The 15488-nt window shown below is 63.3% G+C and carries 14 protein-coding genes and 1 pseudogene; 8 read left to right on the plus strand and 7 right to left on the minus strand.

Annotated features, from left to right (window positions below):
* Positions 1–165: 165 nt before the first annotated feature.
* The 4 genes from ACG873_RS05815 to ACG873_RS05830 all read left to right on the plus strand — a co-directional run bounded on the left by ACG873_RS05815 (position 166) and on the right by ACG873_RS05830 (position 4572).
* Positions 166–1959 (plus strand): PAS domain-containing sensor histidine kinase, encoded by a 1794-nt coding sequence (locus tag ACG873_RS05815; RefSeq protein ID WP_394890860.1) that lies wholly within the window; start codon positions 166–168, stop codon positions 1957–1959.
* On the plus strand, positions 1934–2695 hold the full coding sequence (locus tag ACG873_RS05820) for a peptidoglycan-binding protein (RefSeq protein ID WP_394890861.1): 762 nt from the start codon (positions 1934–1936) through the stop codon (positions 2693–2695). The genes ACG873_RS05815 and ACG873_RS05820 overlap by 26 nt, the downstream gene beginning before the upstream one ends.
* 431 nt (positions 2696–3126) lie before the next feature.
* Positions 3127–4056, plus strand: a complete 930-nt coding sequence (locus tag ACG873_RS05825) for an IS110 family transposase (protein ID WP_394886544.1) — start codon at positions 3127–3129, stop codon at positions 4054–4056.
* Between the two features lie 168 nt (positions 4057–4224).
* Entirely contained in the window at positions 4225–4572 is a 348-nt protein-coding gene (locus ACG873_RS05830; protein ID WP_394890862.1) for a DUF1491 family protein, read from the plus strand.
* 432 nt (positions 4573–5004) lie between these two features.
* Here the strand turns inward: ACG873_RS05830 and ACG873_RS05835 are convergent, their stop codons facing one another.
* Positions 5005–6087 (minus strand): IS630 family transposase, encoded by a 1083-nt coding sequence (locus ACG873_RS05835; RefSeq protein WP_394887369.1) that lies wholly within the window; start codon positions 6085–6087, stop codon positions 5005–5007.
* A gap of 406 nt (positions 6088–6493) precedes the next feature.
* On the opposite strand from ACG873_RS05835, the gene ACG873_RS05840 reads away from it, so the two are divergent.
* Positions 6494–7870 (plus strand): transposase, encoded by a 1377-nt coding sequence (locus tag ACG873_RS05840; protein ID WP_394889650.1) that lies wholly within the window; start codon positions 6494–6496, stop codon positions 7868–7870.
* A 134-nt stretch (positions 7871–8004) separates the two neighbouring features.
* Here the strand turns inward: ACG873_RS05840 and ACG873_RS05845 are convergent, their stop codons facing one another.
* The 6 genes from ACG873_RS05845 to ACG873_RS05870 form a co-directional block, all read right to left on the minus strand.
* A complete protein-coding gene (locus tag ACG873_RS05845) occupies positions 8005–8376 on the minus strand; it encodes a nuclear transport factor 2 family protein (protein WP_394890863.1) in 372 nt (123 codons plus the stop codon).
* Positions 8377–8500: 124 nt separating this feature from the next.
* Positions 8501–9010 carry a hypothetical protein gene (locus ACG873_RS05850; protein ID WP_394890864.1) on the minus strand — a complete coding sequence of 170 codons (510 nt, stop codon included), beginning with the start codon at positions 9008–9010 and terminating at the stop codon, positions 8501–8503.
* A gap of 42 nt (positions 9011–9052) precedes the next feature.
* The gene (locus ACG873_RS05855; RefSeq protein WP_394890865.1) at positions 9053–10090 is read right to left on the minus strand and encodes a hypothetical protein; all 1038 of its coding nucleotides are present in this window, start codon (positions 10088–10090) and stop codon (positions 9053–9055) included.
* A gap of 375 nt (positions 10091–10465) precedes the next feature.
* Positions 10466–11008, minus strand: coding sequence for a DUF1254 domain-containing protein (locus tag ACG873_RS05860; protein ID WP_394890866.1), 543 nt, complete (start codon positions 11006–11008; stop codon positions 10466–10468).
* Positions 11001–11507 carry a DUF1214 domain-containing protein gene (locus ACG873_RS05865; protein WP_394890867.1) on the minus strand — a complete coding sequence of 169 codons (507 nt, stop codon included), beginning with the start codon at positions 11505–11507 and terminating at the stop codon, positions 11001–11003. Before ACG873_RS05865 ends, ACG873_RS05860 begins: the two co-directional genes overlap by 8 nt.
* 205 nt (positions 11508–11712) lie before the next feature.
* Positions 11713–13887, minus strand: a complete 2175-nt coding sequence (locus ACG873_RS05870; protein ID WP_394890868.1) for a transglycosylase domain-containing protein — start codon at positions 13885–13887, stop codon at positions 11713–11715.
* 376 nt (positions 13888–14263) lie between these two features.
* On the opposite strand from ACG873_RS05870, the pseudogene ACG873_RS05875 reads away from it, so the two are divergent.
* The 3 genes and pseudogenes from ACG873_RS05875 to ACG873_RS05885 all read left to right on the plus strand — a co-directional run.
* Positions 14264–14660: pseudogene (locus tag ACG873_RS05875) on the plus strand (IS1 family transposase); the annotation flags it as partial.
* An 85-nt stretch (positions 14661–14745) separates the two neighbouring features.
* The gene (locus ACG873_RS05880; protein ID WP_394890869.1) at positions 14746–15030 is read left to right on the plus strand and encodes a hypothetical protein; all 285 of its coding nucleotides are present in this window, start codon (positions 14746–14748) and stop codon (positions 15028–15030) included.
* Positions 15031–15090: 60 nt separating this feature from the next.
* Complete coding sequence (locus tag ACG873_RS05885; RefSeq protein ID WP_394890870.1) at positions 15091–15429, plus strand: hypothetical protein; 339 nt, start codon at positions 15091–15093, stop codon at positions 15427–15429.
* Positions 15430–15488 lie beyond the last annotated feature (59 nt).

Genomic DNA, 15488 nt, shown 5'->3' on the forward strand with positions numbered 1-15488 from the left:
AGGCTAAACCCTCTGTTTACCATGGAAGCAATTCGCCCTGTGTTTATGCGCCGACGATCCAATATTTCGGTTTGAGCAGGGGTGGTCCGGCGATGCGCTTATCCATTCCTTAAACGCTCAATGCGAGTTTCGAACTCAACCAGAACCGGCCGGTGAACCCGGCTAATGCGAGTGCGTCGAGTGAGTTTTTTGGCGGCCAGATACAGCGACGTGCTCGGCGCAATCGCCGCCGGTTGCGACAGGCTGGTCCACCCGTCGGCGGCGGGTGAAGGCGAACGCCAACGCCATGGCCGCCTGATCGGCGTGCTGCTCGCCTCTCCCTTTCTTGCGGCTGCCGCGGCAAGCCTGCTTTTGCCGCCGTATCTCGGCGTTGCAGTCACGCTGGCGTTCATCTGCGCGGCCTGCGGGACGGCGTGGCTCGCCGCGCTGCTGGCGGCGGCGACGGGCAGGGACAAGGCGGCCGGGATCGTCGCGCTTGTCGCCGGCATCGCGGCGATCGCGGCATTGACCGCGGCTGCCGGGGGGCTTGCCTCGCCGATGGCGCTCACAGTGCTGGCCCTGCCGTTCGAGGCATACTGGACAGGGCGGACCGCGAAAGCGGCGGTTTGGGGAGGGGCCGGGGCTGTGGCCGCTCTCGCGCTGCAGGCCGCGCTTTCGTTTGGCGGCGCTTCGCCCGCCCTTTGGCACTGGCTGGTTCCGATGGCGTATGCGGCAACGCTGCTGGCGCGGCTGGCCCCGGCTGCTGGCAAAACGGTGGCCGCTCGTGACGAGATCGCCGCCCCAAGGCTCGAGGACATTATCGACGCCGTGGTTCTGAGGATCGCCCCGGGCGGCGACATTTTCGACGCCACCGAAAAATCCCGCCAAATCCTGAAACTGCCGCCGGAACTGCTTCTGGGCACGGGACTGTTCGACCGCATCCATATCGCCGACCGGGTCGGCTACCTCTGCGCGCTCGCCGACCTGCGCGAAGGCAGGGAAAGCCGGAAAGTGGAGGTCCGCATTCGGCTGCCGCAAAAGGGCGGCAATATGCCCGGCGACAACCACCGGCATTTCACCATCGAACTGCGCCGGGATCCGGGCGGACAGGCGTTCGTGGCCCTGGTGCGTGACAATCAGGAAATGGCCGAACTCCGGCAGGCGTTGGCCGAGGCGGTGGACGCCAACGATGGGATCGACCTCGCCAAGGGCCGCTTCCTGGCGGCCGTCAGCCACGAGCTGCGCACGCCGCTCAACGCCATCATCGGCTTTTCCGACATGCTCCTGCACGAGATGTTCGGGCCGTTCGGCGACCCGCGACAAAAGGAATATGTCGGTCTGGTCCGCGATTCGGGGCAGCACCTGCTCGAAGTCGTGAACTCGATCCTCGACGTGTCGAAGATCGAGGCCGGCTCCTATGCGATGTATCCCGAGCCTTTCCGGTTTCGCGAAGCCGTCGAGATGTGCCGCTCGATGATGAGCCTGCAGGCCAAGGACAAGAAGATCGGACTTCATGCCGAGGTGGCGGCCGAAACCGGCGAGATCCATGCCGACAAGCGCGCCGTGCAGCAGATGCTGATCAATCTGGTCTCGAACGCGGTCAAGTTCACGCCGGAGGGCGGCCGGGTGGTGATAGGCGGCAAGAGGATCGGGTCGCGCCTGCATTTCTGGGTCAGCGACACCGGCATCGGCATTGCCGAGCAGGACCTTTCCACGATCGGCAAGCCTTTCTCGCAGGTCCAGAACGATTATACGCGCCAGTATGAAGGCACGGGCCTCGGGCTGTCGCTCGTGAAGGGGCTGGTGGCGCTGCACGACGGCACGATGTCGATCGAAAGCGCGCTCGGCGAGGGCACCACGGTGACGATAAGCCTGCCGGTCGATGGTCCGGCCGGCGAGAGCGGCGGCGAGGCGGAATTGCTGCCGATGCCCGGCAGAACGAAAGAGAAGGCCGATGGCACGCTCCGCAAAGCAGGCTAAACGAAGCCGCGGCCGGGGCTACGCCCTCAACAGCGGCATCGCTGCCCTGGGCGGGCTGATCTCCCGCAACCCGGTGTTCGTGGGCGGCTCGACGGCCTTCCTGGTGACGCTGCTCTATGTCTCGGCGAATGCACTATGGTATCAGCCGCACCCGCATCCCGGCGCATTTTTCGCCACGCGCGATTTCGACCCTGCCGACTGGCCGCGCGATGACACGGACCAGGGGACGACGATCCATCTCGTGCGTCCGGACGAGGCCGCGGCCCGCCCGAAGGGCGATCCGCAGGTCGAGCAGGTGCAGGCGATCCTGAAGGAGCTCGGCTTTTATGATGGCACGGTCGACGGCATAGCCGGCCCGAACACCGGCAAGGCGATCGAAGATTACCGGCGCAAGATGGGCCTTGAGGTTTCAGGCAACGTTGACGCGGAGCTTCTCGAACTGCTCGGCGCCCCATCGACGACAGCAGGCATTGCACCGACACCAGCGCCGCGCGAAAGCGCCGTGCCCAAGCCCGCGCCTCGCGAGGAAGTCGCGACGGCGCCCAAGGACATGGTCATCAGGATCCAGGCCGGCCTGAAAGCCTTCGGCAATGACGAGATGGAGATTGACGGGGTGATCGGCGCGCGCACCAAGGCGGCGATCCGGGAATTCCAGTCCCTGTTCGGATTGCCGGAAACCGGCGAGCCGGACCATGCGGTTTATGGGAAGATGAAGGAAATCGGGCTGACGAATTGAGGGTGGGCATTGCCGCCGGTCACCGTGCCTTCAAGACTTGTTCCCCTTGCTGAACCGGCTCTGATGTCCTCTCTGTTGAGGTATGGATTCCCGACACTCTCCGCTCGTTCCTCGCTCACGAGGTCGGGAATGACAAGCTTCATGGGGTGTTTTTGCAACTCGCCGGGGTTGGAGACTAAACGGAGAGCCACCAAAGCAATCCGTCATTCCCGACCTCTTGAGCGAGCGCAGCGAGCGGAGAGTGTCGGGAATCCTGTGTGTTTGTTTTGGCGTATGGTGAGCGCGGGAAGGAGGCCGTGGGAATCCTGGTCGTCGGGTTTTGCCCGACAGGCCGCGGCATGGCTCGGCTCCCCTCCCGCTTCGAAACCATCAACCTGAACAGTTGCACGAGGCTGCTGCACAGACCTCGCACCACAGGAAGAGGCACGGTGATGATACAGCATAACTACATCGGTTGCGACATCTGCAAGGACATGCTCGACGTGTTCGATCCGTCCAGCCGCAGCTTCCGGCGGCTCGCCAACCGGGCCGGGCCGATCGAGGCTTTCGCGGCCGGACTTGCGCCGGGGCGCGATTTCGTCGTCTTCGAGGCGACCGGCGTCCACGACCGGCTGTTGCGCCACGCCCTGGCCGAGGCCGGCATCGCCAGCACCAGGCGCAACCCCGTCCAGACCCGCCGCTTCGCCGAGGCCGGCGGGCTTCTGGCTAAGACCGACAAGCTCGACGCCCGCATGCTGTCCGACTACGGCCGCCGCTTCACCCCGGCGCCCGACCAGCCGCCGTGCCGCCAGCGCGAGCGCATCGCCGCCTTGGCGCGCCGCCGCGACCAGCTCGTCGAGGCCCGCGCCCGCGAGGCCAGGCATCTCGGCGAAGCCTTCGATCCCGACGTCATCGCCGACATCGAGGCGGCCGTCGCCTGCCTCGCCAAGCGCATCGCGACCATCGAGGCGGTCATCGCAAGCGCCATCGCCGAAGCCGACGCCGCCACCGCCGCCACGTTCGCCATCCTGCGCTCGGCCCCCGGCGTCGGACCCGTCACCGCGCTCACCCTCATCGCCCATTTGCCCGAGCTCGGAGGCCGTTCGCCCAAAACCATCGCCAGCCTGGCCGGGCTGGCGCCGCGCAACAACGATTCGGGAACGCGGCGCGGCCGGCGCCCCATCCGCGGCGGCCGGCCGCGCGTGCGCAAGGCGCTCTATATGGCGGCGCTCGGCGCCATCCGCGCTGCGCCGCGCTTCAAGGCCTTCTACAGCGCCATCGCCGCCCGCTCCGGCTCCAGGAAACTCGCCGTCATCGCCGCAGCCAGAAAGCTCCTCACCATCCTCAACGCCATGCAACGCGACCAGAAAGCATATGCCTGAAACACAGTTGCCATGCCTCGGCGTTTCCATGATCGGCTACGGAAGGGGTCCCAGGGTCTTCTGCTTTTGCCCGTCATCCGGATGAGCTTGGTCGCCACCCCTTTCCCGTTCCACCGGGGGAGAGTAAGGGTGAGGGATTGATCACCCGACGGAAAAGTTCCTGAAACGATGCGCGTCACCACCGATCTGTTCGTATCGGCGCTTATGCGCCGGATTTTCGCCGCGGGCGGGTTCGCGGCGGTGGTCAAGCGCGGCGCGACGGAGGCGGGCGCGGTGTTCATCGTTTCGCGCGACCGGTTCGGCGAGGCCAGCCTTTTCGGCCCGGCGCCCCAGACGAGCTACGATCCGGGCAGGCCTGAAGAGCGCCGGTTCATGCGGCTGAACGAAGGGGAGGACAGTGCGGCGGTGGACCGGCGGCTGGAGAAGGAAGTGCGCTTCGATCCGGATGTCTGGGTCGTGGAGATCGAAGCCGGCCAGACGCCCATCGAGGAATTGATCGCGGTGGTCACGGCGTAGGTGCCTTGAGATTCAGGTGATGCCGGCCTGCAAATGGCGGCTTTCTGCGCTTCCGGTGCTCACGTACCCGAATGTACGCTCCGCTCCGGTTCTCGAAATCCACCATTTTGGTCGCTGCGCGCCCATCTTCGATTCCGGCGCGGCCTGACCTGAATCTCAACGCACCCTAGTGGTCGAAATCTGACGCTTGGTTCCGGGTCTGTAAGCCGCTCAGGGTGGCAAGCGGTCAGCCAATTGCAGTCAATGCGGTTCAGCCGGCGGTCCTTATCGGCTGAACTTGGCAGCCAAGGCCACCAGAAAAACGAGAGTCAAGACGGCGAGTGCCGCTCCTCCGCTCAACTCGCTGATACCGAACATATGCCGCATAAGTCCGGCAGTGACAGCAAAAAAGACTAAGTGTACACAAAGCAACTGCAAATACGATTACGCCAACTAGTGGATTGATTCCAACGTTTGGAACCCGCGGTTTCGGGCGGCGATGATGTCATCGGGGTTGGCTTTCCAGATGAATGGTTGCGGGTTCTCGGCATTGTATTCGCGGATAAAGCGGTTGATGGCGGCCTGAAGATCGACAACGGAATGGAAGACGCCGTGCTTGAGCCTGCGCCGGGTGAGTTTGGCGAAGAAGCCCTCGACGGCGTTGAGCCAGGAGCAGGATGTTGGGGTGAAATGGAAGGTCCAGCGCGGGTGGCGGTCGAGCCAGGCGCGGACCTTGTCTTTTTTGTGCGCGGCGTAATTGTCGAGGATCACATGGATTGCCTTGTCCGCCGGCACCTCGCGCTCGATGCGGTTGAGGAAGCGGATGAACTCCTGATGGCGGTGGCGCTGCATGTTCTGCGCCATGACCGTGCCGTCCAGCACGTTGAGGGCAGCGAAGAGCGTCGTTGTGCCGTGCCGCTTGTAGTCGTGTGTCATCGTGCCGGCGCGGCCCTTCTTCATTGGCAGGCCGGGCTGGGTTCGGTCGAGGGCCTGGATCTGCGACTTCTCGTCGACCGACAGCACCACGGCATGGGCCGGCGGATCGACATACAAGCCAACGATGGTCGTCAGCTTCTCGGCGAAGGCCGGGTCGTTGGAGAGCTTGAAGTGCCGCCAGCGATGCGGGCTGAGACCGTGGGCCTTCCAGATACCCTGCACCGTCGACGCTGCAATGCCGGCGACCTTGGCCATCGCGCGCAGCGTCCAATGGGTCGCCTCATGCGGCGGCGTCGCCTGCGTCAGGCGGACGATCTCGGCGACATGCTTCGGCGGGACCGGCGCCTTTCCAGGCGGACGGGACCGGTCGCGAAGCAGTCCATCGACGCCTTCGTGCATGAACCGCTCCTGCCAGCGCCAGACACAGGTCTTGGACTTGTCGGTCTCGGCCATGATTGCCGAGGTGCCCAGACCATCGCCGCTCAGAAGGACAATACGCGCCCGCCAGACATGCTTCTGCGGGCTTCCAGGGGCCGCGACGATCGCTTGCAAGCGCTGACGATCGCTGGCCGAAACGGTGAAGGAGATGCCATTGCGCATGCATCAAACTCGCACGCCACACCGCAAAACGGAATCCCAAAATCGGACTCTTTTGATCCGATCAATCCACTAGGCGTCGGAAAGTCACAACATCCGAGCTTCGGAGAACGAGACCAGTTTTTGACTGAATCGAGCCTGCTCTCCACGCAGACAAGAGTTCGCGAATGCAGTAAAAAGTGGCCAAGGCGAGAAAAACAAAAGCGATACTGCTAGTCACCGTGGCGCTTAGGATCGGGGTGTCTGATATCACTGGCATGATGCGAACTGCTTGGCGCTAGAATTTCGTGGAAATATAACGGCTGTCTGCTGGGATGTCTGCAATGGGTCCGATTGTGTTGAAAAACTCAGTCTTGAAGTAGCGTCGATCAACTGATTCACTCATTGCCAGCATCCGGAGAGTCGGCCGATGATGGGTGAGCGAACGGTGGCGCAGGAGACGCTGTTTTACAGCTTCAACCTGGATCGACACGTGCCGGCGGACCATCTGCTACGCTCGATCGACCGGTTCTTGGACCTGTCGGACATCCGCGAGCACTTGCGCCCCTTCTATAGCGAGACAGGTCGGCCTTCGATTGATCCCGAGCTGATGATCCGGATGCTGATCATCGGCTATTGCATGGGCATCCGCTCCGAACGGCGTCTGTGCGAGGAAGTTCATCTGAACCTGGCGTATCGCTGGTTCTGCCGTCTTGGCCTCGAGGGCGACGTGCCCGACCACTCGACCTTCTCCAAGAACCGACACGGGCGCTTCCGCGACAGCAATCTGCTGCGCGAGCTGTTCGAGATGACGGTGGCGCGTTGCATTGCCGAGGGGCTGGTCGGCGGCGAAGGCTTCGCGGTCGACGCCAGCCTGGTCCGGGCCGATGTGAGCCGGCAGCACGCCGTCGATCGTCACGAGCAGCTGCCGCAAGAACGTGTCAGCCACGCCGTGCGAGAGTATCTGGCGGTGCTCGACGATGCCGCGTTCGGTGGCGCGACGCCGGTCACACCCAAGCAACTGGCGGTGGCCGACCCTGCCTCGCGATGGACCGCCGCGACGCGCGAGCGCGCCTTCTTCGCTTACAGCACCAACTATCTGATCGACCTCGAACATGCCGTGATCGTTGACGTCGAGGCGACCACCTCGGTACGCCAGGCCGAGGTGACTGCCCAGCGCAGGATGATCGACCGCGCGCAGGCACGGTTCGGCCTGCGGCCCGACCGGCTGGCTGCCGATGCCAGCTATGGCGATGCCGCCAACCTAGCCTGGCTGGTCGAGGACAAGGGCATTGCGCCGCACATCCCGGTGTTCGACAAATCCGCCCGCACCGACGGAACATTCGAGCGATCGGCCTTCACCTTCGACCAGAAGGATGACAGCTATATCTGTCCCGGCGGCAAGCGCCTGCGACCTCGAAACCGGAACTTTACCGTCCCCCGGTCCAATGTCGATCAGGATGGCTTCATTCGGTATCGTGCGCGCCAGCAGGACTGCAGCGACTGCGCTCTACGCCAGCGCTGCACGCCCAACATGCCGGCTCGCAAGATCATGCGATCAATCCATGAAGGCGCCCGCGACAGGGCGCGCGATATCGCCACGACCGACGCCTACCTCACTTCACGAAGGCAACGAAAGAAGGTCGAAATGTTGTTCGCGCACCTCAAACGCATCCTGAAGCTCGATCGCCTGCGCCTGCGAGGTCCAAACGGTGCCAAAGACGAGTTCCTCCTCGCTGCCACCGCCCAGAACCTCCGCAAGATCGCCAAGCTGATCCCGATGTCACCTCTGCCGGCCCCCGCCTGAGGGGGCAAGGCATCCATCGGTCACGTCGAGCGGGCCAACAACTCGCTCCGATCAGCGACTTCTTCAACACAATCGGTCCGGCAGCGGTGTTCCGTTCGGATACCAAGCGTCAGGTTTTTACCACCAGGGAACTCTTACTCCACGATCTTCCAATATGAGTCCTTGCGGGTCACCTTGCCGTTGCGAAACGTGTAGAAATCGCAGCCTTGGACCTCCTTTTTCGTCCCCTCGCGGGTCGTGCCTGTGAGTGTCCATTTCGACATGCCGGTATCGGCGGTCAGATCCACGAAATGCTCATCATTGCCGTAGTGGATATCAGGCAGGCCTGCAAAGCGTGTTGCCAGCGCCTCTCGTACGTTCCGCTTGCCCTCGAAACGGGAACCCCAAGGCTGGCTTCCCCTCGGCATCTCCAAGACACAATCGTCAGAAAAGAACGTCATGATGCGATCGAGATCGTGCGCGTTGAAGGCCTCGCATAGCTCCTTTAGGGTCGATCGAATGTCCATTGCCGTCTCCGTCCAGTCGGATAATCGACATGTTGTTCGCGCGTTCGATGTCCGTATAGGTCACTAACAACCAGGGCCGGTCAAGGCCGTAGGCGCTTCACCTTCGGGCCGGCGACAGACGTGCTTACCGATAGACGGTGGCGCCGGTGGCGGGACTGCATTGATCGACTTCCACCCCAAATGCCATGAGCAGGAATTTGCCTTTTTCCCGGTGAACGACCTGGAGGCCTGGCCCGCCAAAGCCGCTTTTCGTCTCCGGGTTGTCGACAAGATAGACATCGGAGAGTTCGGTGGTGGCCAGTTCCTTGATGTACAGCTCGTGCTTGCTTTTCGTTATCTCCGCAACGTTCCAGAAGGAGCAATCGGCGCTGCGAACAAAATAGGCGAGTGCAACGGGATGCATGCCGAGAATGTCTTTGGCCCTGGTGGCAAGTGCATCCCTGGCCTTGGTCAATTCGTCGGCGGAATTTATGGTCAAGTTCACGTCGATTTTATCTATCTGCTGCACCAAAGTTACGCCGTTCTTATCTATTGCAGATATTCTCTTGATCATCGCCGAGAGATCGGCCTTGAAGATGAACATCCCTCCGATCGCGCACACGACAAGCGCCGCCGGCCATATCAGCTTTTCCATATTACGCCCCCGCCCAGGGTTATAACCCTGAGTTGAACGATATCACATTATGTATACTCTTGGTAGCACCATGTCGCAGAAGCGGTCAGCGTCCGAGGCGCGGCTGAACGCGGGCGATGATCCGGTCAGGTCTGGAGGGCGAGATGCAAGGCGGGCGTTCACCGGCGTGGTTCCGCGGACGGCGAGTGCAGCGGCTTCCATCTGCCAGCAGCGGACGCGCTCGACCGCGGTCTCCCGGTCGAGGGCGCGGTAGCGCTCGAGAAACAGGCGGATGGCTTCCGGATGCGGGAAATGCGCCGGGAACGTCGCGGCGACGATGAGAAAGGCGCATTCCTCGGCAAGGTCGAGAGAGCGCAGGCCCGCAAGCAACGCGGAGTGGCTGGACATGCCGGCGACCGACCGTGCGGCCGCGGCGTCGACGCCGAGCGCGTCGGCCAGCGCTGCATGGAAGAACGCCGGATTGCCGGTGAGTGCCGCGGCGCGCAGCCGCGAGTAGTTGCGTTCCGGAAAAGCTGCCTCCGCCCGATCGGCATCGGCGTTGCCGACCGGACGCATCATAGACCGCAGGCGCCGGCGTGTGTTGTCGGCGGCGGACCCCGACGATGAACCGGGCACGGCCGCCGCTTCTTCGGCCGGTTGCGGCGCGGGGTCGGCGCCGGGCGGGGCTTTGCGTTCGAGCGCCCGGATCAGGTGGCCGATCGTGGGATTGAGGCTGGGCCGGCGGGCGATGGCGCGGGCATGCGGCAGACCGTGCCGGCCGATCAGGGCGATGAGATCTATGTCTGTCAGCGCTTTCGAGCGGACGAGCAGCGGCGCGGCGATGTCGACGGTTTCGGCGCAGAGACGGTCGATCAGTGCCTTCGGCGCCTGCTCGCATTCCGAGAGGGCGGCGGCAACGAAACGGCGGGACTCCACCGAGACCATTTCGAAGAGCGGCATGGCGAGATCTTCGAGTTGCGCGATCTCGCGGCGCGACGGGCGGGTCAGCGAGCAGAAGGCCGAAACCGCGGCGCGAAACAGCTGTTCGGCCTTGCGCGCCTCGCCCTTGATGGCGATCTGCCTGAAATCGGATGCTGACACGAATTACGCCTGACAAGGTACACGCCGCGCTGCCGCCCGCTTTTGAACCTGCGGGGCGGAACGCAAAGCTAAAGTTAGCGCCGATCCGTTAGCAGACTGTTAACTCTCTGCTGGCCTTAATCGAGGTGGAGGCGTTGCGTGGTTGCTCCGGTTCAACCGAGAGGGAATTCGCAAGTCATGGGCAGCATAGTTTCCTTCGTGCAGAAGAGAGCGGGAGCGCCCCGGTCCGACCGGACCGCCGGAGCGCCCGCGACAGTCATCATCTTTCCCGGCGTGCGCTACGAGCGTCCTGGTGCTCCAGGCGCAGTTTCGGTGGCGGTCAGCAGGCTGCCGCCGCAGCGGACTAAGCCGCAGCATTGAAGTCGTCGGCGGGCATCAGCCCTGCGTGCAGGAGACGCTGCCGAGATAGCGGCTGACGACTTCCTCCCAGCTTTCGTCCGGCACGAAGGCACGAACGACGACGATGCCTTCATCGAGCGGGGCTTCCACGAAGATGGACTGCTGCAGCTCTTCGGGCAGGTCCTTGCGCAGTTCGATCATCTGCGTCGGCGTCAAGATCACGAAATCGAGAAGACCGGTGGCCGCGGTGCGGTCGTTGAAGCTGTAGATATTCTGGCCGCCGCGATTGTAGACCGACACTGACCAGAACGGCACGTTACCGGGCGCGCCGACCTGGACGACGCCATCCGAAAGATCGAAGCGGCAAGCGGCCGCATGAAAGAGCGGGTCGACCGAACCGACCAACGCGGAACCGCCGGCGTCCGGATCGATGCGTATCATGCGGTACGGGCCGGCCGCCGCGGAAAGCCGCGACCAGGCATCCCGCTCCGACAGTTCGGGCACCAGAAGCAGGATGACGATGTGAACGATGCCGGCGCCAAACAGGCCGAGCGCAATGGCATAGGCGATCCTAAGCATCGCACCCCACGTTCACCACCGTCGGCATTTCCATGTCGGCGACGCCGGTGCTGCCGGCGACAGGAGTGTCGTAGAGCGTCAGCACGAACCGCATGGGGCCGGCGCCAGGCACGCCGAACCAGTTGCCCGGAGCGGGCTTGCGGCTGACGGCGATGGAGAAGGAATTGTCAGGCCGGCGCAGGAGTTCGAGCGAATGGAGCGCGGTCTTGCGCTGGTTGGCCATGATGACATTGCGCGCCGAGTCGGCCGCGTAAAGCGTCCAGAAGCGCGCCGGCGGGGCGATGCCTTCGATCCTGTAGGAGCACTCGCGCCGGAGCGGCTGGCCGCCGGCGTCGTGCGTGGCCGCAAAGGCCAGGCCTTCGGCGCGGCCGAGAGCCAGGATGCCCTGGCGCGAAACGCGAGCCTTCGAATAGGGGTCGGCATCGGGCGTGCCGATGTCGGGAAACGCCGTCCAGCCGCCGATAGCGACCGCGCCTACGCCGTCGCGCGCATCCAGCACATACCAAAGGCTGACAGCGCCCCCCCGATGGCGATGGCAAGCGTTAAAAGAGCGAGGAAGGCAATCTTGAGCATGAGGCGCGCCGGCGGGAAGAGATGCGTCGTTCGAGTATCGCGTTACGCGAGTATCGCGTTACGGGCGGGCGGCGCAAGCCGTATGACTTCGGCGGGACGGCTGCGCGGTTTTATGGCTTCGGCGGACGGGTTCACATGGCCGACAGGGTTTCGGGCTCGGCCGGCGCTTCGATGACCGGCGCGGTGCGGAACGTGCTGCTCATCTGGCGCAGGAGGCGCGTCGTCGTGCTGGACAACAGCGGAGGCCGTCCGATGTCGGCAACCGGCGCTGCGTCTTCGCCCGGCGTTTTGGCCGCGGCCTTGGCCGCCTCTGCAATCGCCTTGGCCGCTACCTTCGGATCGACAAAGGGGTTCTCGATACCCGGGATCGGCTTCAGGTCGACATTCTGGTGCGCATAGGCCATCAGCCTCTGCCAGACCATCGCCGGCAGCGAGCCGCCGGTCATGTCGTTGGTGGGCGAAAAGTCGTCATTGCCGAGCCAGACGGCGGCCGTGTAGTTGCCGGTGTAGCCGACATACCAGGCATCGCGATAGGACTGCGTCGTGCCGGTTTTGCCGGCGGAGCGGATCGACGGCAGGGCCGCGCGGCGGCCGGTGCCGCGCTCGGGTATCTGGACCATGATGGAATTCATGGCCGTCACCGCCTGTTGCGACAGGACCCGCCTGGGGATGGGGGCGTCCTTCCCGTGGTCGTAGATTACCTCGCCGGAATGAGTGAGAAGCTGGGTTATGCCATGCCGCGTGCCGGCATAGCCGCCATTGGCGAACACGTTGTAGCCGGTCACCTGGTCCATGACGGTCATGCCCGACGTGCCGAGCACCGTCGTCTTGAACACTTCGAGCGGCGATTCCACGCCCATCGCATGCGCCAGTTCGACGACCGGCTTGACGCCGAAATGATCTTTGGCCAACCGCACCGGCACAGTGTTGATCGACCTGACCAGCGCGTCCGTCAGGCTCACGCGGCCCGAATAGCCGCGCGAATAGTTCTTCGGCGACCAGGTGCCCCACCAGATCGGGCCGTCGGAAATGATCGATTTCGGCTCGAAGCCGTGTTCCATGGCGGTCGCATAGACATAAGGCTTGAACGACGAGCCTGCCTGGCGAAGCGCGCGCGTCGCGCGGTTGAACTGGCTCGTGCCGTAATCCCTGCCGCCGACCATGGCGCGCACCGCGCCGTCGTTTTCCATCACCACGACCGCGCCTTCGGCCACACGATATGCCTTGCCGTGCTGGCGCAGGTGGAACTCGACGGATTCTTCCGCCGCCTTCTGGAGGTTCATGTCGATCGTGGTGCGCGCCACGACCGAATGGACGCCGGATTTCGCCGCAATGCGCTTGACCTCCTCGAAGGCCCAGTCGAGGAAATAGTCCGGGCTCTGGAGATCGCCCCGGTCGACGATGTCGGCAGGCCTCAGCCGGGCCGAGAGAACCTGGCCCTCGGTCATGAATCCGCCCTGCACCAGGGTGTTCAAGACGGTGTTTGCGCGGGCGCGGGCGGCGGGAAGGTTGATGTGCGGCGCGTATTTGGCCGGCGCCTTGAACAGGCCGGCGAGCATGGCCGCCTCGGCGAGATTCAGATCCTTGACCGTCTTGCCGAAGTAGAAATCGGCCGCGGCCGCGATGCCGAACGTGCCGCCGCCCATATAGGCGCGGTCGAGATAGAGCTGCAGGATCTCTTCCTTCGTCAGGTTCATCTCGAGCCAGACCGCCAGGAAGGCCTCCTTGACCTTGCGTTCGATCGTGCGTTCGTTGGTCAGGAAAAGGTTCTTGGCGAGCTGCTGGGTGATGCTGGATCCGCCCTGGACGACCGAGTTGGCGCGGACGTTTTCCGACATGGCCCGGACGAGGCCGAGAAAATCGATCCCGTAATGCTCGAAAAACCGGCGGTCCTCGATCGCCAGGACGGCCTTGACGACATGGTCGGGCATTTCGTCGACCGGCACGGAATCGCGCTGGATGATGCCGCGCTGGCCGATCTCGTTGCCGTAGCGGTCGGTGAAGGTGACGGCGAAATCGTCCTGGGCGCGCCAGTCGCCGTACGTCTCCTCGAAGGCGGGCAGCGCCAGCGCCAGCATCACCACCGAGCCGGCCGCGCCGAGCGTAAAACCTTCGCTCAGGAGCTCGACGAGGCCGCGCCGCCAGCCCGAGACGCGAAATCGGCGGAAGAAGATGGTGAGGTTTTCCCAGAATTCCCGCGCCGCAAAACCGGCCTCGTAGAGTGTGGTATCGATCCAGGCGTCAATCGCCAGCAGCCGCCCCGCCCTCGGGCTTGTCGATTTCTTCGGTTTGTACGGGTCGTCCATTCGGGCGGCATCCGAAAGTTGCTGCGCTCGAAACCGAAACGCACGAAGCTTCATCTGGACGCAAACGCCCATACTATCATTTTAGGAGTGCGGCCGTGCGAAATCCAGTTCCGGCGAGGCTGGACGCGAAATATCGTAAAGATGGGACGCGACTCCGCGCCTGCGACAGCCAGTTAAAACCAAATCGAGCCCGGCAGGATCGGCGTGAGGGGAGCGACCTGCCAGGACTCGATTCACCCGTCCTGTGGAAAACGGGCTGCCCGTTAACGGGTGGAAGAATTGTTGGTTCCGTACAATTCTCGACCGCACCGCGATTCCAAGGGCGTTTTTTTCGCCATTGCGAGTCTCGCCGCCCAAATTCAACCGAAACACTCCCGACAGCGCGGTAGTGTCTCAGTTCGACTACGCGATGCTTGTGAAGCAGTACGGCGAGCCGGAAGGCAAGAAGGCGAGCGCAGAACGCCGCTACAGCCCCGCCGTTTGCACCGGAGCTAACAAGGACCCGCATCGAAGGCTCACCCGATCTGGCGCATGTAAGCATGTCGCACATCGAACGCCAGAACCTTACCATGCGGATGCATATGCGCCGGTTTACCCGCCTTACCAACGCCTTTTCAAAGAAGTTTGAAAGCCACGTTCACATGGTGGCGCTGTACACTGTCTGGTACAACTTTATTCGCATCCACAAGACCTTGAAAATTTCGCCCGCAATTGCCGCTGGCGTTTCAGAAACACTCTGGTCTATGGACGATCTTTGCGTCATGATGGATGAAGTTGCCGCGAAGCCGGGACCGCGCGGACCGTACAAAACGAAAGCCGTCGCCTGATGCCGACAAAAGATAGCACCGGGCGGGCCGCGTGAAACGCGCGTTTCTATTCGGGCTCATGGCCCAACTAATCTTCGTTAGCGCGATCTTTCTTGTTTTTGATGATCTAATGCTTCCAATGACGCGGTCTCCGACCATTGGCATTGTCACATTGGGTTTGGGCGTCGCGAGCGCATATTTCGCTTGGAAGGCTACCCCTCATCCGTCATGGCTGGTCAAAATCGGGATGTGGATTGCCGGCTTTCTTGCCGTCTACGTGGTAATCCCCCTCATCGAAGTCGTCGCCGTGCTGATCATTGCGCAAATTTCAAACTGAGACACTACCGACAGCGCCTGCAACTGGACATCATGCGCAAACAGGATAGCATGAACGGTCATGAACAGGCTTGCCCGCATCCTTGCGCTCGTCCTGCTCGCGGTGTTCGCCGCGGGCACGGTTGCGCACGCAACGCAGGCGACGAGCATGTCGTTGGCGATGTCGGTCTCCACGATGGGCGACGGAGATATGGGCGATTGCGATGCCTGCCCGCCGGAGGGCGGCAAGGCCCCGGTGTGCGGCCAGGCCTGTATGGCGCCGTTTGCCGCAGTTCCGGCGGCTGCCGGAATTGAACTGCCCTTCGTGGCCGCCGGTATCGCGAGTTCTCCGCTGAAAGCGCCGGACGGTCTTATCCGTTCGCCGGATCCCTCTCCTCCACGAACCATCTTCCTGAACTGACACGAGCCGGGCATGCCCGGCTGCCGGTGTCGTCGCGTCGATCGCTGGCGAACTTGCCG

It is taken from the genome of Allomesorhizobium aridi (assembly GCF_043769475.1).
Taxonomy (GTDB): domain Bacteria; phylum Pseudomonadota; class Alphaproteobacteria; order Rhizobiales; family Rhizobiaceae; genus Allomesorhizobium.